The organism is Stenotrophomonas rhizophila, from assembly GCF_020857975.1.
GTDB lineage: Bacteria > Pseudomonadota > Gammaproteobacteria > Xanthomonadales > Xanthomonadaceae > Stenotrophomonas > Stenotrophomonas rhizophila_C.
This window is the reverse complement of sequence record NZ_JACWUO010000003.1, coordinates 37,384-60,152: the sequence shown is the minus strand read 5'-3', so window position 1 is coordinate 60,152 and position 22,769 is coordinate 37,384. Positions and strand designations below refer to the sequence as shown.

Below are 22,769 nucleotides of genomic sequence, written 5' to 3'. Positions count from 1 at the left end.
CGCGAGGCCGCGCATGATCCGCCGCCTGCATGACACCAACGACCTGGTCCGCGCCTTCCCGCGCGTGCACTTCGTCGGCATCGGCGGCACCGGCATGAGCGGCATCGCCGAAGTGATGCTGACCCTGGGCTATGAAGTGTCCGGCTCGGACAACGCCGACAACGCCGCGACCCGCCGCCTGGCCGGCCTGGGCGCGCGGGTGATGCGCGGCCATTCGGCCGCCAACGTGCTCGGCACCGACTGCGTGGTGGTCTCCAGCGCGATCCGCGACGACAACCCGGAACTGATGGAAGCGCGCAGCCAGCGCATTCCGATCATGCCGCGCGCGGCGATGCTGGCCGAACTGATGCGCTTCCGCCGCGGCATCGCGGTGGCCGGCACCCACGGCAAGACCACCACCACCAGCCTGACCGCGGCGGTGCTCAGCGAAGGCGGGCTGGACCCGACCTTCGTGATCGGTGGCCAGCTGCTGGCCGCCGGGGCCAACGCCAAGCTCGGCGGTGGCCAGTGGCTGGTGGCCGAGGCCGACGAAAGCGATGGCAGCTTCCTGCGCCTGAACCCGCTGGTGTCGGTGATCACCAATATCGATTCGGACCACCTGGAGAACTACGGCAACGATTTCGCCCGGGTCCAGGCCGCGTTCGCCGAGTTCCTGCAGCGCCTGCCGTTCTACGGACTGGCGGTGCTGTGCATCGACGACCCGGAAGTGGCCGCGCTGGCCGCGCAGACCCCGCGCCACGTGATGAGCTACGGCATGAGCAGCAACGCCGACGTGCGCGCCGAGGACGTGGTCCAGGACGGACCGCGGATGCGCTTCACCCTGCGCCTGCCCGAAGGCAGCAGCCACCCGGTGACGCTGGCCCTGCCGGGCGCGCACAACGTGCTCAACGCGCTGGCCGCCGCCGCGGTGGGCTGGCAGCTGGGCGTGGCGCCGGAGGCGATCGCGCGCGCGCTGGAAAGCTTCGCCGGCATCGGCCGCCGCTTCAACGACCTGGGCCTGGTCACCACCCACAGTGGCGCCACGGTGCGGGTGATCGACGATTACGGCCACCACCCGCGCGAGCTGGCGGCGGTGTTCGCCGCGGCCCGTGGCGGCTGGCCCGACCAGCGCCTGGTGGTGGCCTTCCAGCCGCATCGCTACAGCCGCACCCGCGACCAGTTCGACGCGTTCGCCGCGGTGCTGTCCGAAGTGGACGCGCTGGTCCTGAGCGAGGTCTACCCGGCCGGTGAAGCGCCGATCCCCGGCGCCGATTCGCGTTCGCTGGCCCGTGCCATCCGCGCGCGCGGGCGCAGCGAGCCGGTGGTGGTCGGCCACACCGCCGAGCTGTCGCACGTGCTGCCCGATGTGCTGCAGGACGGCGACCTGCTGCTGATGATGGGCGCCGGCGATATCGGCCACGTCGCCCAGCTGATCGCAACCGAAGGCTTCACGGAGACCCCGGCGGCATGAAACCGATCTTCTTCCCATCGCTGCGCTGCACCGACCCGGCCGCATTCGGCCGCGTCGCCGTGCTGCTTGGCGGCACCTCCAGCGAACGCGAGGTGTCGCTGGACTCCGGCCGCAACGTGATCGCCGCGCTGCGCGCGCGTGGCGTGGACGCGGTGGCGGTGGACGGCATCCCGGCGCTGGCGCTGGCGCTGGTGGAAAAACGCTTCGACCGCGTGTTCAACATTCTGCATGGCCACAACGGCGGCGGTGAGGACGGCATCGTGCAGGGCTTGATGCAGGCCTTCGGCGTGCCGTACACCGGCTCGGACGTGCTCGGCTCGGCGCTGAGCATGGACAAGATCCGCACCAAGCAGGTGTGGCTGTCGCTGGGCCTGCCCACGCCGCGCTACGTCAAGCTGGTGGAAGGCGTGGACGTGCATGCCGCCGCGGCCGAACTGGGCCTGCCGGTGGTGGTCAAGCCGGCCAACGAAGGCTCCAGCGTGGGCATCAGCCGGGTCGTCGACGACGCCGGGCTGGACCAGGCCGTGGCGCTGGCCGCCCGCTATGACGGGCAGCTGCTGATGGAACAGATGGTGGTCGGCGACGAGCTTACCGTGGCCATCCTCGGCGACCAGGCATTGCCGTCGATCCGCATCGTGCCCAAGGGCCAGTGGTACGACTACAACGCCAAGTACATCGCCGAAGACACCCAGTACCTGTGCCCGGGCCTGGAGGACGACGACGAACTGGAGATCGGCCGCATCGCGCTGGCCGCCTTCCAGGCCGCCGGCTGCCGCGGCTGGGGCCGGGTGGATGTGATGCGCGACCGCGCCAGCGGCCGCTTCTACCTGCTGGAAGTGAATACCGCGCCGGGCATGACCAGCCATTCGCTGGTGCCCAAGGCGGCGGCGCAGGCCGGGATCGGTTTTGAAGAGCTGGTCTGGCGCGTGCTGGAACAGACCCTGGAGGCCCCGACGGCATGAACGCGGTGCTGCGCATCTTCGTCTGGTTGCTGGCCCTGTCGCTGGTGGCGCTGCCCGTGGTGGCGGTGCTCAACGGCTGGGTCGGTGCCGAACGCTGGCCGCTGGCCAAGCTGCGCGTGCATGCCGAGTTCAAGCGGGTGCCGGCCGAACAGCTGCAGCAGGTGGTGTTGCCGTATGCCAAGGCCGGCTTCTTCGCGGTCAAGCTGCAGGATGCGCAGGACGCGATCGAAAAACTGCCGTGGGTGGAAAGCGCCCAGGTGCGCAAGCAGTGGCCGGACGTGCTGGAGATCCGCCTGGTCGAGCACAAGCCGTTCGCACGCTGGGGCAACGACCGCCTGCTGTCCGAGCAGGGCAAGCTGTTTGCCACCCCGAAGAAACTGCAGGACCTGGCGCTGCCCGACCTGGACGGCCCCGATTCCCAGACCGCAGAAGTGGTGGCGCTGTACAACGATGCCCGCGCGCTGTTCGCCCCGGCCGGGGTGGACGTCAAGCGGGTCAGCATGGACGCGCGCGGCAGCTGGTCGTTGCTGCTCAGCAACGGCACCGAAGTGGTGGTGGGCCGCGACGACGCGCGCTCGCGCCTGCAGCGCTTCGTGCGCGTGCTGCCGCAGCTGGCCAACCAACAGGCGCCGATCGAACGCGCCGACCTCCGATATACCAATGGTTTCACGCTGAGCTGGGGTACCCCGGCCGCAACTACGCCCAAGCCGGCGCAGGACAGGACATGAATCGCAAGGGTGACAAATCACTGATCGTCGGACTGGACATCGGCACTTCCAAGGTGGTGGCGCTGGTCGGCGAGTATTCGCCGGGCAATCCGATCGAGGTCATCGGCATCGGCTCGCACGAATCGCGCGGTCTCAAGCGCGGCGTGGTGGTGGATATCGAATCGACCGTGCAGTCGATCCAGCGTGCGGTCGAAGAGGCCGAGCTGATGGCCGGCTGCGAGATCCGTTCGGTGTACGCCTCGATCTCCGGCAACCACGTGCAGTGCAAGAACTCGCCGGGAATCGTGCCGATCCGCGACGGCGAGGTGACCTGGGGCGACCTGGACCGGGTCCTGGACGCGGCCAAGGCGGTGGCCATTCCGGCCGACCAGAAGATCCTGCACGCGATCCCGCGCGAGTATGTGCTGGACGATTCGCAGGAAGGCATCCGCAACCCGGTCGGCATGACCGGCGTGCGCCTGGAGGTGCACGCGCACCTGGTGGTGTGCGCGCAGTCGGCCGCGGCCAACATCAGCAAGTGCGTGCAGCGCTGCGGCCTGCAGGTGGACGACCTGGTGCTGTCCTCGCTGGCCTCCAGCGTGGCGGTGCTGACCGCCGACGAGCGCGAGCTGGGCGTGGTGCTGGTCGACATGGGCGCCGGCACCACCGACCTGGCCGTGTTCGTGCAGGGTGCGATCTGCCATACCGCCTCGCTGCCGATCGCCGGCGACCACGTCACCAACGACATCGCGCACATGCTGCGCACGCCGACTCCGGAAGCCGAGCAGATCAAGGTGCGCTACGCCTGCGCGCTGGCCCAGCTGGCCACCGCCGAGGAAAGCATCCAGGTGCCCAGCGTCGGCGACCGCCCGCCGCGGCGGATGCCGCGCCACGCCCTGGCCCAGGCGGTGCAGGGCCGCTACGAGGAAATCTTCGAAATGGTGCAGGCCGAACTGCGCCGTTCCGGTTTCGAGGAACTGGTACGCGCCGGCATGGTGCTCACCGGTGGCGCCTCGAAGATGGAAGGGGTGGTCGAACTGGCCGAGGAAATGCTGCAGATGCCGGTACGCGTGGGCATTCCCCAGCACGTCACCGGCCTGGGCGAAGTGGTCGGCAACCCGGTGCACGCCACCGGCGTGGGCCTGCTGCTGATGGGCAGCCAGATCGAACACCCGCGCCGCCCGTCGCTGCCCACCGGGCGCGCCGGCAGCATGTTCAAGAAACTCAAAACCTGGTTCCGGGGCGAATTCTAGCCCCGGGCCGCACCACCCCGGCCCCCCGGTCGGCGCACCACCGCAACGCGCAGCACCTGCAACACCCGCAACTGCAGCACCTACCACCGGCAACACCCGGAGCGATCCGGCCAAGGCAAACCAACAACAACTCGCCGGCACGACGGTGGGGAGGACAGGAGAAGGACTCTCCGAAGCCCCCATCCGGCGTAAACGGCAACCAGAGGACACGGACATGGCGCATTTCGAACTGATTGAAAAGATGGCACCCAATGCGGTGATCAAGGTGATCGGCGTGGGCGGCGGCGGCGGCAACGCCGTGGCGCACATGGTCAGCACCAGCGTGGACGGCGTGGAATTCATCACCGCCAACACCGACTCGCAGGCCATCAAGAATTGCGGTGCCAAGCTGCAGCTGCAGCTGGGCACCAACGTCACCAAGGGCCTGGGCGCAGGCGCGAACCCGGAAGTGGGCCGCCAGGCCGCCCTGGAAGACCGCGAGCGCATCATGGACGCCCTGCAGGGCGCGGACATGGTGTTCATCACCGCCGGCATGGGCGGCGGCACCGGCACCGGCGCGGCACCGGTGGTGGCACAGCTGGCCAAGGAAATGGGCATCCTGACCGTGGCCGTGGTCACCAAGCCGTTCCCGTTCGAAGGCCGCCGCCGCATGCAGGTCGCGCTGAAGGGCATCGAGGAACTGAGCCAGCACTGCGACTCGCTGATCACCATCCCCAACGAAAAGCTGATCACCGTGCTGGGCCGCAACGCCACTATGATCCAGGCCTTCCGTGCCGCCAACGACGTCCTCCAGGGCGCCGTGCAGGGCATCGCCGACCTGATCGTGCGCCCGGGCCTGATCAACGTCGATTTCGCCGACGTGCGCACCGTGATGTCGGAAATGGGCCTGGCGATGATGGGCACCGGCACCGCGCGTGGCGATGACCGCGCCCAGGCCGCGGCCGAAGCGGCCATCCAGAACCCGCTGCTGGACGATGTGAACCTGGCCGGCGCCAACGGCATCCTGGTCAACATCACCGCCGGTGCCGACTTCACGATGGCCGAGTTCGACGAGATCGGCCGCACCATCGATGGCTTCGCCTCCGAAGACGCCACCGTGGTGGTGGGTACCGTGCTGGACCCGGACATGCAGGACGAAGTCCGCGTGACCGTGGTGGCCACCGGCCTGAACCGTGCCGTGGCGGCCAAGAGCCAGCGCCCGGGCGAGCGTGCGCCGATCAAGCTGGTCCGCAACGCCACCACCGGCCAGCCGGAATTCGGCGAGTTCGACAACGGCGGCGATGCCGTGTCCAAGGCCGTCGGCGGCATGGGCCTGGGCATGGGCCTGCGCCGTCCCAGCGCGGACACCGTGGCCGCCCCGGCCCCGTCGTCCGCCGGCCCGGCGGCCGCTGAACTGCCCAACGACTACCTGGACATCCCGGCGTTCCTGCGCCGCCAGGCGGACTGAGGATTGCCTGCCGGGGTCTTGTCCTCCCCGGTGAGCGCCTCCATGTCCCATGCTGCCGGGCCAGGATCGGCCCGGCAGTCTGCCGCCCGCCTTTCGGTTCAGAAAGCGGTAGTGGTACTGCGTGTTATTCTTGTTTGTCTCAGTCGCGCTGACCGCGCGCATTCCCGGTCCTGCCCCCCATGATTCCGCAACGCACCCTCAAGAACACGATCCGCGCCACCGGCGTTGGCCTGCACAGCGGCGACAAGGTCTACATGACCCTGCGCCCGGCCCCGGTCAACCATGGCATCGTGTTCCGGCGGGTGGACCTGGAGCCGGTGGTGGAAGTGCCCGCGCGTGCGGACCTGGTCACCGAAGTCACCCTGTGCACCGGGCTGACCTACCACGAGGCCAAGATCCAGACCGTCGAACACCTGATGTCGGCCCTGGCCGGCCTGGGTGTGGACAACATCATCGTGGAGCTGTCCTCGGCCGAGCTGCCGATCATGGACGGTTCCTCCGGTCCGTTCGTGTTCCTGCTGCAGTCGGCAGGCATTGCCGAACAGGACGCCCCCAAGCGTTTCATCCGCATTCTCAAGACGGTGGAAGTCACCGACGGCGACAAGGTCGCCCGCTTCGAGCCCTATGAGGGCTACAAGCTCGGTTTCACCATCCAGTTCGACCACCCGATGATCCCGGCCAAGCAGTCCCGCGCCGAAATCGAGTTCTCCACCGCCGCCTACACCAAGGAAATCTCCCGCGCGCGCACCTTCGGCTTCATGCGCGACCTGGAGTACATGCGCGAGCGCAACCTGGGCCTGGGCGGTTCGATGGACAACGCCATCGTGCTCGACGAATTCCGCGTGCTCAACGACGACGGCCTGCGCTACGCCGACGAGTTCGTGCGCCACAAGATCCTCGATGCGATCGGCGACCTGTACCTGGCCGGTGGCCAGGTGCTGGGTGCCTATGAAGGCTTCAAGTCCGGCCATGCGCTCAACAACAAGCTGGTGCGTGCGCTGATGGCCGATGCCGGCGCCTGGGAATGGGTGAGCTATGCCTCCACGGCCGAGGCGCCGCCAGTGGTCTACGGCCTGCCGGCCTACGCGTAACCCGGATCGGGCTCAAGTCCATGATTCAAAAGGGAATACAACGGCGCCGCAGGCGCCGTTGGCGTTTCCGGGGCGGCGTCCGGTCGGGCGTTGACGTCAGTGAACCGCGTCCGGACGTGGGTCACGGATTTGTGAACCCGGTCCAGCTTCTCGCCATATTTAACGTATTTTTAATAAAACACTAACGACTGGCGGCCGTTACGCAGCTACGATGCTGGCCGGCTCCCCGCAATGTTCACCTGGTCGTGACGCGGTGGGGAAGGGGCGGGATGCCCCGTTGCCCTCAGGACTTCTTGGATTCCACGTCCTGCAGGCAAGCCAAAGCGTCGCGTAGTCCTTTGTGCGTGGCGGCTGAAACTGCGTGGGGTCCACTGCCGTTGTCGTGCGCTGGGGAGCGCGGGGGCGTGGAGGACGCAGTCTTGACGGTCACCTTGGTGACCTTCAGCCCGATGGACCGGGCCGCGTCGATCAACTGGGCTTCGGCAAGCCGCACCTTGGCATGCCAGACCGGTGATTGGACGAGAAAAACGAGGTGCTCGCCGTTCACATTGGCCAACCGGCAACGGGAAGCCAGCATGGGCGGCAAATGGGGGCGCAACTGCCGGTCCAGTGCTTCGAGCCACAAGGCTCGCCGCAGCGGGTTCCCGGTTTTGTCCGCCATGACTGCATCCAGTGCCGGTTTCGGCACTGAAGCAGGACGGGCACTGGATTTCGGCTCAGACATGAAAACTCACTGATGGCATTCAAAAAGATCGTAATCAAAACGCGTGAAGGACAGGCCAAGACGCCGCTGGCGCGTTTGCGTTTCTACTTCGAGGATAGACCCCGTGCCCTGCTGGGCAGTGTGCTGGGGGTAGGTTGCCTGATCGGCTTCGGTGCCGGCCTGGGCGGCAGCATGTTCAACGATTCCCGGCTCCACGCCAAGGTCGCGCAGCAGGAACGCGAACTGGCGCAGGCCCGCAAGGACGCCCAGACCCAGGTCAATGCGCTCGCCGCCCGGATGGGTGAGCTGCAGGCGCAGGCCACCCGTCTCAACGCGCTCGGCGAACGGCTGACCCAGATGGGCAAGCTGGAGGACGGCGAATTCGACTTCAACGAGACCCCTGGCCTCGGTGAAGGCGAGCCCGGCCCGACCCAGGACATTCCGGTCAGCGCGGTCAATGCCGACTTACAGGTGCTGGAGCAGCGTTTCGCTGCTTCAGGCCGCCAGCTGTCGGTGATGGAGTCGCTGCTGTTCGACCACCAGCTCGAGCAGAACGCGGTGCCCGGCCGCATGCCGATCCGCAACACCTATATCACCTCCAACTTCGGTACCCGCAGCGACCCGTTCGGGCGCGGTGCGGCCACCCACAAGGGCATGGATTTCCACGCCAAGGTCGGCGACCCGGTGATGTCGGTGGCCGACGGCGTGGTCAGCTTCGCCGGCGTGAAGGGCGGCTACGGCAACGTGGTCGACGTCGACCACGGCAATGGCTATGTCACCCGCTATGCGCACAACTCGCGCCTGGTGGTCAAACCCGGCGACCTGGTCCGGGCCGGCCAGGAAGTGGCCAAGGCCGGCTCCACCGGCCGTTCCACCGGTGCCCACGTGCACTTCGAGGTCTGGGAACGGGGCCAGGTGGTCAATCCGCGCAAGTTCCTCGGCGACGGCGGCAATACCCCGGTCGGGCGCGTTTCCCGCGGCTGATCGCGCCAATCGGCCCGTAGGGGGTGCTTGAAACCCCCGACCCCCGTCCCAAGCTACAATGGGTATTGCCATAGACAGGGCGCAGTGCGCCCTGTTTCGTTTGCGGTCGACGGCTCCCCAGGGGATGCCGCGCCGTTGGGGCGTCTCATTCCAACCGGTTCCTTCAATGATCAACAGCCTGCTTACCCGCGTCTTCGGCAGTCGTAATGAACGACAGCTGCGCCAGCTCAACCGCATCGTCGCCAAGGTCAATGCGTTGGAGCCGGAAATCGAAAAGCTCTCCGACGAGCAGCTCAAGGCCAAGACCCCGGAGTTCAAGCAGCGCATCGCCAATGGCGAAGCCCTGGACAAGGTGCTGCCGGAAGCCTTCGCGGTCTGCCGCGAAGCCAGCCGCCGCGTGCTGGGCATGCGCCATTACGATGTGCAGCTGATCGGCGGCATGGTCCTGCACCTGGGCAAGATCGCCGAAATGCGCACCGGTGAAGGCAAGACCCTGGTGGCGACCCTGCCGGTGTACCTCAACGCGCTGGAAGGCAAGGGCGTGCATGTGGTCACCGTCAACGACTACCTGGCCCGCCGCGACTCGGCGCAGATGGGCAAGCTGTACAACTGGCTGGGCATGAGCGTTGGCGTGGTCTACCCGGGCATGCCGCATGGCGACAAGCGCGAGGCCTATGCCAGCGACATCACCTACGGCACCAACAACGAGTTCGGCTTCGACTACCTGCGCGACAACATGGCGCTGTCGCGTGCCGACCGCTACCAGCGCGGCCTGCACTACGCCATCGTCGATGAGGTCGACTCGATCCTGATCGACGAAGCGCGTACCCCGCTGATCATCTCCGGCCCGGCCGACGATTCGCCGGAACTGTACATCCGCGTCAACCGCGTCGTCCCCAGCCTGATCAAGCAGGAAGCCGAAGACGGCGAGGGCGATTTCTGGGTCGACGAGAAGGGCAAGCAGGTGCACCTGTCCGAAGCGGGCATGGAACACGCCGAGCAGCTGCTGGTCGAGGCGGGCATCCTCAACGCCGAGACCGAAGGCCTGTACGCGGCGCAGAACCTGACCGTGGTACACCACCTCAATGCCGCCCTGCGCGCGCATGCGATCTACCAGCGCGACGTCGATTACATCGTGCGCGACGGCGAAGTGGTGATCGTCGATGAATTCACCGGCCGTACCCTGGCCGGCCGCCGCTGGTCCGATGGCCTGCACCAGGCGGTGGAAGCCAAGGAAGGGGTGCCGGTCCAGCGCGAGAATCAGACCCTGGCCAGCATCACCTTCCAGAACCTGTTCCGCATGTACAAGAAGCTGTCCGGCATGACCGGTACGGCCGACACCGAAGCCTACGAATTCCAGAGCATCTACAACCTGGAAGTGGTGGTGATTCCGACCAACCGCCCGACCATCCGCAAGGACGGTTCGGACCAGGTGTTCCTCAACCGCGCCGGCAAGTTCAACGCGGTGCTGGCCGACATCCAGGAATGCAACAAGCGCGGCCAGCCGGTGCTGGTGGGCACCACCTCGATCGAAACCTCGGAAATGCTCTCCGAGCACCTGCGCAAGGCCGGCGTGCACCACGAGGTGCTCAACGCCAAGCAGCATGACCGCGAAGCGACCATCATCGCCAACGCCGGCATGCCCGGTGCGGTGACCATCGCCACCAACATGGCCGGCCGTGGTACCGACATCGTGCTCGGCGGTTCGCTGGAAGCGCAGCTGCACGAACTGGGCGAAGACGCCAGCGATGAGCAGCGCGCCCAGGTCAAGGCCGATTGGCAGAAGCGCCATGAAGCGGTCAAGGCCGCCGGCGGCCTGCACATCGTCGGCACCGAACGCCACGAATCGCGCCGTATCGACAACCAGCTGCGCGGCCGTTCCGGCCGCCAGGGCGACCCGGGCTCGTCCCGCTTCTACCTGTCGCTGGAAGACAACCTTCTCCGGGTGTTTGGCGGGGAGCGTGTGCAGAAAATGATGCGCATGATGGGCATGAAGGAAGAGGACGTCATCGAAGATCGGCTGGTCAGTCGGATGATCGAGAAGTCACAACGGCGCGTTGAAGCGCACAACTTCGACATCCGCAAGAATCTGCTGGACTTCGACGACGTCAACAACGACCAGCGCAAGGTGATCTATGCCCAGCGCGACGAGCTACTGGACGCGGACTCTTTGAAGGACAATGTCGATGGCATCCGCGGCGATGTGATCTACGACATCGTGGCGCGCTTCGTGCCGCCCAACTCGATCGACGAGCAGTGGGACCTGCAGGGCCTGGAAGCCACCCTGGCCGCCGACCTGGGCGTGCAGATGGACATCACCGGCCTGGTCAAGCTGCACGAGGAACTGGACGCCGAGGCGATCGCCAACAAGGTCCAGGCCCGCGTGGACGAACATTTCGCCGAGAAGGAAGCCGGCGTCGGCGACGAAACCATGCGCGCGCTGGAAAAGCACGTGATGCTGACCGTGCTCGACCAGAGCTGGAAGGAGCACCTGGCGCGCATGGATTACCTGCGCCAGGGCATTTACCTGCGCGGTTACGCGCAGAAGCAGCCCAAGCAGGAATACAAGAAGGAAGCCTTCGAGCTGTTCTCGGGAATGCTCGAGGACGTCAAGCGCGAAGTGGTGACCCTGCTGGCACGCGTGCGCATCCGCAGCGAAGAAGAAGTGGCGGCGCTGGAAGCGGCCGAACGCCAGCAGGCCGAAGCGCGCCTGCTGCAGTCGCAGTTCCAGCACCAGGACGCTGGCAGCTACAGCGCCGACGAAGAGGCGGCCCAGTTGGAAGGGGCGCAGAATAGGGTTGCTCAAGTCCGGCTCGACGACCCCAAGGTCGGCCGCAACGACCCGTGCCCATGCGGCAGTGGTAAAAAGTACAAACACTGCCATGGTCAGTTGACGTAACGCCCCAACGCCCCGCACGCGCGGGGCGTTTCTTTTTAGCTATTGATTTCGGCGCAGGGTGGCTGCGCGCAGCTACTGCGGCGCTCCATGGGAGCAGCTTCAGCGGGTGTCGAACATTCGTGGTCCCGTTGGAGTCTCTCGTGCACGTCCCGACGGCGCTGCGCCTAAGCCCGCAATCGAGTGCGCTGGCTCGGAGCTTAATTCAGCTTGTCATCGCAGGGTGGTCATCCTTGCGTAATGCTGTGTTTGCGCGCACGCAGCACCACTTGGCTGGGGTTATCCTCCTCAAAGTAGGGAATTGATGGCTTTTGAAATATAAGTTATGGCTACGACTGGAACAGTTCGCGGCAACCTGAACTATTTGCGGAAACAATTTAGTCAGCACCTACTGGCGCCGGTGTTTAATTGATGGTGACTATTGATTGCGCATTTCGATAGGTGGTTGCGTGACGATCTTTGTTGGAAAATTGGAAATATGTATTTGACCTGGCAGGACGTTAGGGGGATTTTGAGTTGCCACACAGAGTGGTTAGCTCGGAGATCGGTGATATGCAATCAGAATTCATTGGGCTGGAAGAGGAAGTCGGGTACACGCAGAGTATCGACATGCAGGCCGGGGCCCCTGTAGTTATCTTGGTGGCCGCAATATGGGTGTATGCAAATTCGTGATGCGGTTGCCAAGGGAGGGGTGTGAGCCCCTCCCTTTTTAAAGGACGTTCAATGGAAGGCATTGAGAACATCAGAAGTGATGATATTGATGACTACAAAGATTGGCTTTATGGGCTCTACAATTCAGGCGGTTTAAAGCGGTGTATATCGCGTTGGATGAGGAATTTTGCCCGCGGCGACGGTCTTGCTGTTAAGGGTGGGGCAGGGGGTGAAAATAGTGCGGTTGTCTACGAGGATGAATTTGTAATTGTGCACTTTCGGTGCATCACCGCTACTGAGCAAAATGAGTCAGCGCTTGGCAGAGTTTGCAATTCACCTGTGGCATCACTAATGATGCCTGTGTTGGGTGTGGGAGTGGAATATGTAAAATATGCGGTCTGCGGCATGTTGAATATTGAGGAATTTTCACGCGACGCTGTTCTTTCTGAGGAGGCATCCGGTGTTATCAGGGCTGGGCATATCCTTGATGTGGCACGGGGGGCGTCGTGTCTATGGCTGAACGTGCCGGAGGGCGACGTGTTTGCTGTGCAAGTGTCCAGTAGAAGGTCAGAGAAGCTAATTTGGACCTTTGATCGATATACCGGGAGAGCCTTGGCTGTAAGCTCCGCGTCGATTGATGCTACTAGGACGCAAATTGTTTGCCGCACACTTGCTAGTTTTGATGCGGTTTCGCAAAGCCCATTGCTTTGCCAGCTCGCAAGGCATAGCCCCTTTCATTTTGTACGAATGGAAGCGATAGAGTCGCTGTTCTATTTGAACTATCCAGAATTGATGCAACTCATGGCCGAGCGCGCAGAGATTGATCCCCATGCGCATGTGAGAAGGGCATGTGAGCGTAATGTAGAGCGGGCTGAGAGGATCCCATGACCATTCATTGGAGTATCGAAAGTTCCAGAAAGGTGAATTTCGCGGAGGCTTGTGAGTATTTTGAGTCGGCAGGGAGTGGATTATTTTCCAAAGACCTTGATGTGACGGCGTCGGTGCTGCGTGGCCTTTATGAGGACAGGGATTTCTTTGTCGATTTCTTGGTTGCTCAATTAAAGGCAGGGATTTCGGTGGAAAATTCCTATTCATCACAGGTGTTTGTACTTAGGAAGTCAAAGTACTACACGCTGCGTGCGGTCGTGTGGGATGCGCCTAGAGGCCTGCCGGGGGAGGAGATGTTCCTCTACGAAATGCCGCATGATCACGATTTCTCATTTTTTACATTGGGCTACCACGGTCCTGGGTATGAAACTGAGGTGTATTCATACGATAACGAATCAGTAGTTGGAGTTAAGGGTGAGGAGGTTGAAACATCTGGGCATGAGCGGTGGCGGTTGAGCGAGAGGAAGGTTGTGCTATTTGAGGGTGGAAAAGACATACATAGCCAATCTCCGCCTGAGAGTCTTTCTGTTAGCTTTAACGTGTTGCAGGATGTGGGGGCGTTTGAAATAAAGCGACGTCAGTATCAATTTGATGGATCGTTCTCGCGAATTGAGAAGGTGCTTAATGTAAATCCGCTTCCTTTGTTTGTAAGGGCAGCTTGCGCGGTTGGCGGGGATGCTGTTGAGTATGTGGAGGAGATCGCGCGATCGGCGCCCTCTGGCTACTCTAGGGCGGCTGCTCTCAAGGCACTGGTGCAGCTTGACGAAAAGTATGTGGGGCTGGCGATGCGGGACAATAGTTCTTACGTTAGAAACGCGGTCGCAGACATCCTGTAGTCAGAAGCCTCTACAGCTTCATGCTGATACATTTTGGGAAAGCTTAATGAACGCTCTGGGGCTTGAGTGAATTGTCGCTGCATCATTTGTCCGGCTTGTTCTGGCAGTTCGCCAGTTCGCTGCATTGACTGCTGTCGAACAGAAGGCGGGATTGCGCGCCCCGGTCGCGATTGGGCATGCTCTCTCCATGCCATCCCCAAAACGATCGATCCACGTCGTGGCCGGCGTCATCACCGACGCCCGCGGCCGCATCCTGCTCAACCGCCGTACCGAAGACCGCGACATGGGGGGGCTGTGGGAGTTTCCCGGCGGCAAGCGCGAGCCCGGCGAAAGTTCAGAACAGGCGCTGGTGCGCGAGCTGCGCGAGGAACTGGGCATCGAGGCCGAGGTCGGCGAGTGGATCATGGACGTGCCGCAGATCTACCCGGACAAGCGGCTGCGCCTGGAAGTGCGCCGGATCAGCAGCTGGAAAGGCTCCCCGCGCGGCCGCGAAGGCCAGGCGATCACCTGGGTGGCACCGGAAAAGCTGTCGCGTTACTCGATGCCGCCGGCCGACCTGCCGGTGGTGGCCGCCCTGCGCCAGCCCGACCGTTACCTGATCACCCCCGAACCGGACGCCGACCACGCCCAGGCCCACCACGCCTGGCACCAGCGCCTGGCCCAGGCCGTGGCCGCCGGAGTGAGCCGGGTCCAGCTGCGCACGCCGTCCAGCCCGGCGCGGGTGGCGCTGGCCGAGCAGGCCATCGGCGCCCACCGCGGCCGCGTGCAATGGTTGCTCAACCGCGATATCGAGCTGGCCCGCCGGCTCGGCGTGGGCGTGCACCTGGGCAGCGAGCAGCTGCTGCAGTTGCAGGCGCGCCCGCTGCCGGCCGGGCAACTGGTAGCCGCTTCCTGCCACGACCTGGCGCAGTTGCAGGCGGCGCAGCGGCTGGGCTGCGATTTCGCGGTGCTCGGCCCGGTCCAGGCCAGTGCCAGCCATCCCGATGCCCCGCCGCTGGGCTGGGAAGCATTCGAAGCGTTGCGCGAACAGGTTTCTCTGCCACTGTACGCGCTCGGTGGCCTGCATCCGAACGACATCGAACAGGCCCGCCGTCACGGTGCCCAGGGTATTGCCGCCATCCGCGCGCTCTGGCCCGCCTGAGCCGAGGGCCAGAGCCAACCGCCCGGAACACCCCGGTAGTGCCGGCCGCTGGCCGGCAACCCCAGCCAACCGCGGCTACAACGTGATCCAGAAACATCCGTACTGCCGCCGCAGCCCGAACACCGTGCGCGCCGGCGTTGCCGTGCTGCCCAGCGTCTGCTCCAGCCGCAACCCCACCGGGCGCGGCCGGCGCGGCGGCGCCTCCGTCAGCGGCTGCCCGTCGCCGCCCAGCACCGACGCACTTGCAGGCGCCACCACGGCGCTCTCATCGCTGGCCGGGTACACCGGCGCGATATCCACCAGCGGCCGCTGCACCACCGCTTCCAGCCGCCCGATGATCTGGTTGGCCGTGGCGTTGGAGACGTTGTTCCACAGGTAGATGGACGACAGCCGGTTCACATCCTGCTGGCTGACCGCATCGCGGATCTGCCCGGTCAACTCGCTGAGCCGACGCGCGCAACCGGCGCGGTAGATGCCGGTGTTGCCCACGGTGGGCGTGCGTGCCGGCATCCGCTCGGTGGCGCCAAGTGCATCGCAGCGGCGGTCGGTGAAGACGGTCTGGCCCTGCGCGTTGGTACACCGGTTCACGCGCTGCGCCTGCGCCGATCCCGGGGCAGGCAGGCACAGCGCGCACAGCAGCAGCGGCAGAAGCAGTTTCATCGCAGCAGAGTAGCCGCGACGGCGTTATCTGCAAGCGATTTACGCAGGGGTCAGCCCCTCAGCAGCTTCAGCACCTGGGTGGTCGGCTTGGCCAGGTTGAGGGTGTAGAAGTGCAGCCCGGGTGCGCCACCGGCGACCAGCCGCTCGCACAGGCTGGCCACCACCTCGGCGCCGAAGGCGCGCACCGACTCGGCGTCATCGCCGAAGGCCAGCATCTTCTTGCCGATCCAGCGGGGGATTTCCGCGCCGCACTGCTCGGAGAAACGGCGCAGCTGGCTGAAGTTGGAGATCGGCATGATCCCCGGCACGATCGGCACGCTCACGCCCAGCGCGCGTACCGCGTCGACGAAATGGAAATACGCATCGGCGTTGTAGAAGTACTGGGTGATCGCCGCGTCGGCACCGGCATCGACCTTGGCCTTGAAGTACTTCAGGTCCAGCAGCGCGTCGTTGGCCTGCGGGTGGGTTTCCGGGTAGGCGCCCACCTCGATCCGGAACGCATCGCCATGTTCGGCGCGGATGAAGCTGATCAGTTCGGCCGCATAGCGCAGATCGCCGGGGTGGCCCATGCCCGAGGGCAGGTCGCCGCGCAGGGCGACGATGCGCTGGCAGCCGATCGCCCGGTACAGCTTGAGCAGCTCGCGGATCTCCTCGCGGCTGCCGCCCACGCAGGACAGGTGCGGCGCCGCGTCGAAGCGGTGGTGCTGCTTGAGGTGGCGCACGGTCTCGGAGGTATAGCTCAGGGTCGAGCCGCCGGCGCCGAACGTACACGACACATACTCCGGCGCGAATGCCTTGAGCCTGGCCGCGGTGCGGTCCAGCTGGGCACGCTGGTCATCGGTCTTGGGCGGGTAGAACTCGAAGCTGATGGCGGTCATGGGGCTGGGCGGCGGCGGGTGTGGTTACATCATATCGCTCCATCGCGATGAATGTAAAAAAGGCTCGCAGGGCCTCCACGCCGCGGCGGCTACAGTGCGTGTCCACAGAGGGCACAGCGACGATGGATATCCTGATCACCGGCGGCACGGGCTTCATCGGGCAGCGCCTGTGCACGGCACTGCTTGCCCAGGGGCACCGGGTCAACGTGCTGACCCGCAGTCCCGGTAGGACGCCGCCGCACGGCGTGCAGTACATCGGCCGGCTGGACGACCTGGGCCCGGTGCAGGCGGTGGTCAACCTGGCCGGTGAACCGCTCGCCGCAGGGCGCTGGAGCCCGGCGCGCAAGCAGGTCCTGCTGGACTCGCGGCTGGGCACCACCCGGGCGCTGCTGGCCTGGATGCAGACCCTGCCGGCACCGCCGCAGGTGCTGGTGTCCGGCTCGGCGATCGGCTATTACGGGCCGCGCGATGCCACCGCGCTGGATGAAGCGGCCTGCCCGGGGCATGACTTCGCCGCGATGCTGTGCCGGCAGTGGGAGGCGCAGGCATTGCAGGCGCAGGCCCTGGGCGTGCGCACCTGCGTGCTGCGCACCGGCATCGTGCTGGATCGCGACGGTGGCGCGCTGGTGCGCATGCTGCCGCCGTTCCGGATGGGCCTGGGCGGGCCGATGGGCGATGGCAGGCAATGGATGAGCTGGATCCACCGCGAGGACCTGGTCGGGATGATCCTGTGGCTGCTGGCCAACGGGCAGGCGCAGGGCGCCTACAACGGCACCGCCCCGGTTGCCGTGGACAACGCCGCGTTCGCGCGCACGCTGGCCAGGCTGCTGGGCCGGCCTGCGTTGCTGACCACGCCCGCCTTCGTGCTGAGGCTGGCTTTCGGGGAAATGGCCGGGCTGCTGCTCACCGGGCAGAACGTGGTGCCGACGCGTGCGCTGGATGGCGGTTTCCGGTTCCAGTATCCAACGTTGGAATCGGCGTTGGAGGCGATCTTGGGCGCGCCCGCGCGCTGATCGGAGCAAGCTGCCCGCGTGCTGTGGGCTATACGTATGCCTGCATGATCACAGCTCCGCACTGACCGGGCTGCGCACGAAACCCCACACCAGTTTGGTCCACACGGCTGGTGAGCGCGCCTGGCCCCGGCCGAATGCCAACAGGTCGTCCAGTCGCTTGCGATCGTGCAATCGTCCGCCCATGAACACGGCCTGGATCCGCCGTGTATGTGCGATGTCCTCCAACGGATTTGCATCGAGCAGAACCAAATCGCCGAGCTTTCCAACCTCCACCGAACCGTGGTGCGCTTCCTTCCCCGCGTAACGGGCGGCATCCAGCGTCGCCGCCCGCAGCACCTCGGCCGGCGACAGGCCGGCGCGTACCAGCAGCGCCATCTCGTCATGGAAGCGGAAACCACCTATGGCAGTATCAGTGCCGACCAGCACGGGTACTCCTGCGCGGTACGCCGCAGCGGTCAATGCCAGGCCGTGATCAAAGTAGCCTCGGAGTGCGGCTTGGCCACGTGGACCGGGATAGCGTGCCGCCGTCGCGGCCAGATCGTCCGCATACGCCCAGCGCGAAAGCGGATCCAGGTAGACCAGCCTGGGGTCGGCGAGGAAGGCTGGATCGGTCGCGCGTGCATCTTCTTCGCGGGTGACGTGGGTGGGCACCCACCAGCTACCTGCCACGCGCATGGCATCGATACCATGCTGGCATGCCGCTGCGTCGTACCCAGCGACCATGTGTTCGGCGAGCTCGACTGGATCAAGCCGGTCCAGTGCACCGCTGCGCCAGTGGGCTGCATCGCTGAAACAGTGGCGGGTGAGCAGGTGGGCATGTTCGAAACTGCGCTGACCCTGTTGTAGCGCTTGATCCAGGCTGACTGCCTTGGGCAGATGCCCGACCAATGGCATGCCCAGGCGTCGCGCTTCGGTCGCCAGCTGCAAATAGGTTGCCGGCGCCATCCGGTTGTAGACCTTCAACGCGTCAACCCCCCTGGCCCGGTAAGCCGCAGCACGCGCCGCTGCCTGTGCCGGGGTCATCGCCGGGTCCTCGAAGTAGAAACTGGCCACTTCCACGAAACGCGGTGCCGTCATCCGACCGGTGGCGGTCAACCGGGTCCAATGGCGCTTGTCGGCGACGCAGGCGATCAGGCTGTCCTGGTGCTGCGGGCAATCCATCATGTCGCGCGTCCCGGTGACGCCGTTGGCCACGGACAAGGGAAAGTGCAGCTGGGGCGAAAGCTGGAAGGCGTGTGTGTGCATGTCCCAGAAGCCGGGAAGCAGGTAGCCTCCAGCCGCGTTGAAGACCGGGATGCCAGCACTGGCTTTCACTCCCGGCCCAATCTGCACGATCTGTCCCCGCTCGATCAGTACATGGGTAGGCGCCCCGGCGCTGCCAAGGCGCACGTCGATGATGCGCGCATTGACGATCAGGCGGCTGTCGACGGCATCCGGAAGCGGCGCCTGCGGGCAGGGCCACCATAGGCCAAGTGCGAACAGTGCGAGCGGGCCGATCACGCAGACCGCCACCACGCGCAGGGTAATACGTAGCCGGCGGCGCTCGCCCGTGGCCGGCCCTGCTTCCTTTGCTGCAGGCATGGTTCTTCGTCCTTGGACAGGATCGCGACACGACCCGGTTGCCAGAGATTCCTACATATGCGCGCATCTTTCCAGTGCCGTCGCATCGGCGCAGCGGGAGTGGGGGGCAACCACACACACGTGCTGGGTTACTCTCTGCGCCTGCCAGCCACCGTGTCCCGCCATGTCCATCGTCCTCACCGAATTCGCCCGTCCCCGCCTGTTCCCGCGCGTGCCGCGCGGCAACACCATCCAGGACTGCAGCGCCGAGCAGTTCCAGGCGCACCTCAACGCGCACGCGCCGCTGAAGGTACTCGATGGCTATGCGCCGTTCTGCAAGCTGTTCGTGTACGAAAACTGGACCTCTACGCGCTGCCTGACCGTGCCGATCACCGACGCCAACCGGCATCAGCTGCATACCGGCTACGAGGCGCGCAACCGCGACGAATTGCCGGTGCTGGTGCGCTGGTTCGAAGGGGTGGAATCACCGCGGGCGAACTACCTGGTGGTGATCCTGTACAGCGCCGAGCAGCTGGCCAGGGAGGGCTCGCCGATCGACGCCGAGTGGGGCATCGTCGGCTGCATCTACACCGCCGAGCCGGAAGAAGTGCCGATGGCGCCGATCACCATGATGCGCAACGCCCTGGGCGTGGAAGAGGGCGGTTCGGGCGTGCCGCTGGACCGCGCGGCCTACCGGCGCGCGGTGGCGTTTTGGGACAGCAATGCCAACTGGCGGCCGTGATCGGATGATCCGGTAGAGCCACGCCATGCGTGGCTCTACCCCCGGAGACAGGATCAGCGTTGCGGGAGTGGACTCCATTCCCACCACGGCGCGTGGTACTCGCGGTCGGTGCAACGCCAGCCGCGCCCGCACGCGGTGCAGGCGGCGTCCTGCGTATCTCCCCAGCCATCCTCGGCGACGCCGGTGGCGATGGGCAGCAGATGGCCGCTGGCGATCTCACGCTCGGGCTGGTAGTGCATCCAGTACGGATACAGCTGGCACAGGCAGCCGCTCCGGTCGCGCCAGTGGCGCAGCTTGCGCAGCACGAAGTCCAGTTCGTAGCGTTCACGGATCCACTTCGGGTCGGTGTTGTAGCGTGCCCGGGCGGCCTCCACGTAGGGCAGCTGCGCCGCCAGATCATCCAGCAATGCCGCCCCGCGGGTGAGGGCGATGGTGACGGCAGCCGTGCGCAGCACGCCGTAGTCGCCACTGCCCAGCGACTGCAGCAGTGCGGTGCCGGGGCCGCCTTCCTGCAGCGGTGGCAGGGGCGTGCCAAACAGGCGGTCGAACAGACTGCCGATCATCGCGGCTTGCCGATCGGTGCAACCGCGCCGTGGGTGAGCTGGAGCAGGTCGGCCGGCGCCAGGGCCACTTCCAGCCCGCGCCGTCCGGCGCTCACATGCACCGTCGGCAGTGCCTGTGCGCTGGCGTCCAGGAAGGTGCGCAGTGTTTTCTTCTGCCCCAGCGGGCTGATCCCGCCGACCAGGTAACCGGTGGCGCGCTGCGCCTGCTCGACCGGGGCCATCCCGCACTTCCGGCAGCCTGCGGCCTCGGCCAGCGCCTTCAGGTCCAGCGTGCCGCTGACCGGCACGATCGCCACCAGCAGTTCGTGCTTCTCGGTGCTGGCCAGCAGGGTCTTGAATACCTGTGCCGGATCCAGCCCGAGCTGCTGCACCGCCTCGCTTCCGTAGGAGTCGGCAGCCGGATCGTGGTGGTAGGACAGCACGCGGTGGGCGATGCCGTGCTTGAGGAGCAGGTTGATGGCCGGGGTCATGGGCACATCGTAGCGCCGCGTGGGCGTGCTGGCGTGACCCAGGCTATCGGGCTGGGCGTACCGACCAACGGTCGGTACCTACCGCGCTGGGCGTACCGACCATCGCTCGGTGCCTGCCGCGAACCGCGCATGCACAACGGGTAGATCACGACCGTTGGTCGTGATCGGTCTGGCACCAACAAAAAACGGGCGCCTTTCGGCGCCCGTCCTGGTTCAACGCAACCAAATCGGCAGGCCGATCAGTAGCGGTAATGCTCCGGCTTGAACGGGCCTTCCACCGGCACGCCGATGTAGTCGGCCTGTTCCTGGCTCAGGGTGGTCAGCTTCACGCCGATCTTCTCCAGGTGCAGGCGGGCCACTTCCTCGTCCAGCTTCTTCGGCAGCAGGTAGACCTTCTTCTCGTAAGTGTCCTTGTTCGCCCACAGGTCGATCTGCGCCAGGGTCTGGTTGGCGAACGAGTTGGACATCACAAAGCTCGGGTGGCCGGTGGCGCAGCCCAGGTTGACCAGGCGGCCGTCGGCCAGCAGGAAGATCGCGTTGCCGGCGCTCCCATCGGCAGCGGGGAAGATGTACTTGTCGACCTGCGGCTTGATGTTGATCTTCTGCACGCCCGACATCGCATTGAGCGCGTCGACCTGGATCTCGTTGTCGAAGTGGCCGATGTTGCAGACGATGGCCTGGTCCTTCATCGCGCTCAGGTGTTCGATGCGGATGATGTCCTTGTTGCCGGTGGTGGTGACGTAGATGTCGCCACGGCCCAGGGTGGACTCCAGGGTGTTGACCTCGAAGCCTTCCATCGCCGCCTGCAGGGCGCAGATCGGGTCGATCTCGGTGACCACCACGCGCGCGCCGTAGGCACGCAGCGAGGCGGCGCAGCCCTTGCCCACGTCGCCGTAGCCGCAGACCACGGCAACCTTGCCGGCCAGCATCACGTCCATCGCGCGCTTGAGGCCGTCGGCCAGCGACTCGCGGCAGCCGTACAGGTTGTCGAACTTGCTCTTGGTGACCGAGTCGTTGACGTTGATCGCCGGGATCAGCAGGGTGCCGGCCTGGGCCAGCTGGTACAGGCGGTGCACGCCGGTGGTGGTCTCTTCGGAGACGCCCTTCCAGTCCTTGACCACGCGTGCCCAGTAACCCGGGCGCTCCTTGGCCACGCGCTTGAGCAGGTTCTTGATCACCTGCTCTTCGTGCGAAGCGGCCTTCTCGTCGACCCAGGTGCTGCCGTTTTCGAGCTCATAGCCCTTGTGGATCAGCAGGGTGACGTCGCCACCATCGTCCACCACCAGCTCCGGACCGGTCAGGGTGCCGTCGGCCAGGGTGAAGGTCAGCGCGTCCAGGGTGCAGTCCCAGTACTCTTCCAGCGTCTCGCCCTTCCAGGCGAACACCGGGGTACCCGTCGCGGCGATCGCCGCAGCGGCGTGGTCCTGGGTCGAGAAGATGTTGCAGGACGCCCAGCGCACGTCGGCACCGATGTCCTTCAGGGTCTCGATCAGCACCGCGGTCTGGATGGTCATGTGCAGCGAGCCGGTCACGCGCACGCCCTTCAGCGGCAGCGTCTGGGCATGCTTGCGGCGGATCGACATCAGGCCCGGCATCTCGTGCTCGGCGATATCCAGCTCCTTGCGGCCCCAATCGGCCAGGGAGATGTCGGCAATCTTGTAATCACCTTCGGTGGAGAAGGTCTTGGCAACAGCATTCATTGAAAAGCTCCGGTAGTGACGAGCCATGCTCGTCAAGCGCGATGTCGAATATCCGACAACCACATGACCAGCAGAACTCGCATTCGCCGGGCGCCGTTGGAACAATCCTGGCCACCGAGCCTGGCCGGCCGGACAGGGTCCGGAACGGTCGCAGCGCCCCTCGGTGGAGGGGCG

At 65.4% G+C, this 22,769-nt stretch carries 20 protein-coding genes and 1 riboswitch; of the genes, 13 read left to right on the top strand and 7 right to left on the bottom strand.

The features are described from left to right. Window positions 1-13 precede the first annotated feature (13 nt). The 6 genes from murC (at window position 14) to lpxC (ending at window position 6,910) form a co-directional block, all read left to right on the top strand. Complete coding sequence (gene murC, locus IC535_RS04080) at window positions 14-1,450, top strand: UDP-N-acetylmuramate--L-alanine ligase (protein ID WP_228887486.1); 1,437 nt, start codon at window positions 14-16, stop codon at window positions 1,448-1,450. Further along, a complete protein-coding gene (locus tag IC535_RS04075) occupies window positions 1,447-2,412 on the top strand; it encodes a D-alanine--D-alanine ligase (RefSeq protein ID WP_228887485.1) in 966 nt (321 codons plus the stop codon). Before murC ends, IC535_RS04075 begins: the two co-directional genes overlap by 4 nt. Continuing rightward, window positions 2,409-3,140 carry a cell division protein FtsQ/DivIB gene (locus IC535_RS04070; RefSeq protein ID WP_228887484.1) on the top strand — a complete coding sequence of 244 codons (732 nt, stop codon included), beginning with the start codon at window positions 2,409-2,411 and terminating at the stop codon, window positions 3,138-3,140. Before IC535_RS04075 ends, IC535_RS04070 begins: the two co-directional genes overlap by 4 nt. Continuing rightward, window positions 3,137-4,372, top strand: a complete 1,236-nt coding sequence (gene ftsA / locus IC535_RS04065; RefSeq protein WP_017355446.1) for a cell division protein FtsA — start codon at window positions 3,137-3,139, stop codon at window positions 4,370-4,372. The genes IC535_RS04070 and ftsA overlap by 4 nt, the downstream gene beginning before the upstream one ends. Window positions 4,373-4,586: 214 nt before the next feature. Then, window positions 4,587-5,819, top strand: coding sequence for a cell division protein FtsZ (ftsZ, locus tag IC535_RS04060; RefSeq protein WP_228887483.1), 1,233 nt, complete (start codon window positions 4,587-4,589; stop codon window positions 5,817-5,819). Window positions 5,820-5,998: 179 nt separating this feature from the next. Beyond that, complete coding sequence (gene lpxC / locus IC535_RS04055; protein ID WP_228887482.1) at window positions 5,999-6,910, top strand: UDP-3-O-acyl-N-acetylglucosamine deacetylase; 912 nt, start codon at window positions 5,999-6,001, stop codon at window positions 6,908-6,910. A gap of 283 nt (window positions 6,911-7,193) precedes the next feature. Here lpxC and IC535_RS04050 read toward each other — a convergent pair whose 3' ends face one another. Continuing rightward, a complete protein-coding gene (locus tag IC535_RS04050; RefSeq protein WP_228887481.1) occupies window positions 7,194-7,634 on the bottom strand; it encodes a DUF721 domain-containing protein in 441 nt (146 codons plus the stop codon). A gap of 12 nt (window positions 7,635-7,646) precedes the next feature. On the opposite strand from IC535_RS04050, the gene IC535_RS04045 reads away from it, so the two are divergent. The 5 genes from IC535_RS04045 to IC535_RS04025 all read left to right on the top strand — a co-directional run bounded on the left by IC535_RS04045 (window position 7,647) and on the right by IC535_RS04025 (window position 15,009). Continuing rightward, a complete protein-coding gene (locus IC535_RS04045) occupies window positions 7,647-8,597 on the top strand; it encodes a M23 family metallopeptidase (RefSeq protein WP_228887480.1) in 951 nt (316 codons plus the stop codon). A gap of 166 nt (window positions 8,598-8,763) precedes the next feature. Further along, window positions 8,764-11,496 carry a preprotein translocase subunit SecA gene (secA, locus tag IC535_RS04040; protein ID WP_228887479.1) on the top strand — a complete coding sequence of 911 codons (2,733 nt, stop codon included), beginning with the start codon at window positions 8,764-8,766 and terminating at the stop codon, window positions 11,494-11,496. A 720-nt stretch (window positions 11,497-12,216) separates the two neighbouring features. Continuing rightward, entirely contained in the window at window positions 12,217-13,032 is an 816-nt protein-coding gene (locus IC535_RS04035; RefSeq protein WP_228887478.1) for a HEAT repeat domain-containing protein, read from the top strand. Continuing rightward, the gene (locus IC535_RS04030; protein ID WP_228887477.1) at window positions 13,029-13,868 is read left to right on the top strand and encodes a hypothetical protein; all 840 of its coding nucleotides are present in this window, start codon (window positions 13,029-13,031) and stop codon (window positions 13,866-13,868) included. Before IC535_RS04035 ends, IC535_RS04030 begins: the two co-directional genes overlap by 4 nt. Before the next feature lie 187 nt (window positions 13,869-14,055). After that, entirely contained in the window at window positions 14,056-15,009 is a 954-nt protein-coding gene (locus IC535_RS04025) for a Nudix family hydrolase (RefSeq protein WP_228887476.1), read from the top strand. 75 nt (window positions 15,010-15,084) lie between these two features. Here the strand turns inward: IC535_RS04025 and IC535_RS04020 are convergent, their stop codons facing one another. Both IC535_RS04020 and metF read right to left on the bottom strand, forming a co-directional pair. Then, window positions 15,085-15,669, bottom strand: a complete 585-nt coding sequence (locus IC535_RS04020) for a DUF4124 domain-containing protein (RefSeq protein WP_228887475.1) — start codon at window positions 15,667-15,669, stop codon at window positions 15,085-15,087. 50 nt (window positions 15,670-15,719) lie between these two features. Further along, window positions 15,720-16,547 (bottom strand): methylenetetrahydrofolate reductase [NAD(P)H], encoded by an 828-nt coding sequence (gene metF, locus IC535_RS04015; protein WP_228887474.1) that lies wholly within the window; start codon window positions 16,545-16,547, stop codon window positions 15,720-15,722. Between the two features lie 122 nt (window positions 16,548-16,669). Between metF and IC535_RS04010 the strand changes: the two genes are divergently transcribed. Then, a complete protein-coding gene (locus IC535_RS04010) occupies window positions 16,670-17,560 on the top strand; it encodes a TIGR01777 family oxidoreductase (RefSeq protein ID WP_228887473.1) in 891 nt (296 codons plus the stop codon). 48 nt (window positions 17,561-17,608) lie between these two features. On the opposite strand, the gene IC535_RS04005 is transcribed toward IC535_RS04010, so the two are convergent. Next, window positions 17,609-19,141, bottom strand: a complete 1,533-nt coding sequence (locus IC535_RS04005) for an amidohydrolase family protein (RefSeq protein WP_228887472.1) — start codon at window positions 19,139-19,141, stop codon at window positions 17,609-17,611. 163 nt (window positions 19,142-19,304) lie between these two features. Between IC535_RS04005 and IC535_RS04000 the strand changes: the two genes are divergently transcribed. Further along, complete coding sequence (locus IC535_RS04000) at window positions 19,305-19,862, top strand: DUF3228 family protein (RefSeq protein WP_228887471.1); 558 nt, start codon at window positions 19,305-19,307, stop codon at window positions 19,860-19,862. A 53-nt stretch (window positions 19,863-19,915) separates the two neighbouring features. Here IC535_RS04000 and IC535_RS03995 read toward each other — a convergent pair whose 3' ends face one another. The 3 genes from IC535_RS03995 to ahcY form a co-directional block, all read right to left on the bottom strand. Further along, on the bottom strand, window positions 19,916-20,425 hold the full coding sequence (locus tag IC535_RS03995; protein WP_228887470.1) for a hypothetical protein: 510 nt from the start codon (window positions 20,423-20,425) through the stop codon (window positions 19,916-19,918). Then, window positions 20,422-20,895, bottom strand: a complete 474-nt coding sequence (ybaK, locus tag IC535_RS03990) for a Cys-tRNA(Pro) deacylase (RefSeq protein WP_228887469.1) — start codon at window positions 20,893-20,895, stop codon at window positions 20,422-20,424. Before ybaK ends, IC535_RS03995 begins: the two co-directional genes overlap by 4 nt. Before the next feature lie 239 nt (window positions 20,896-21,134). Next, the gene (ahcY, locus tag IC535_RS03985; RefSeq protein WP_228887468.1) at window positions 21,135-22,595 is read right to left on the bottom strand and encodes an adenosylhomocysteinase; all 1,461 of its coding nucleotides are present in this window, start codon (window positions 22,593-22,595) and stop codon (window positions 21,135-21,137) included. A gap of 81 nt (window positions 22,596-22,676) precedes the next feature. Then, a riboswitch (S-adenosyl-L-homocysteine riboswitch) is annotated at window positions 22,677-22,763 on the bottom strand. Between the last annotated feature and the right edge of the window lie 6 nt (window positions 22,764-22,769).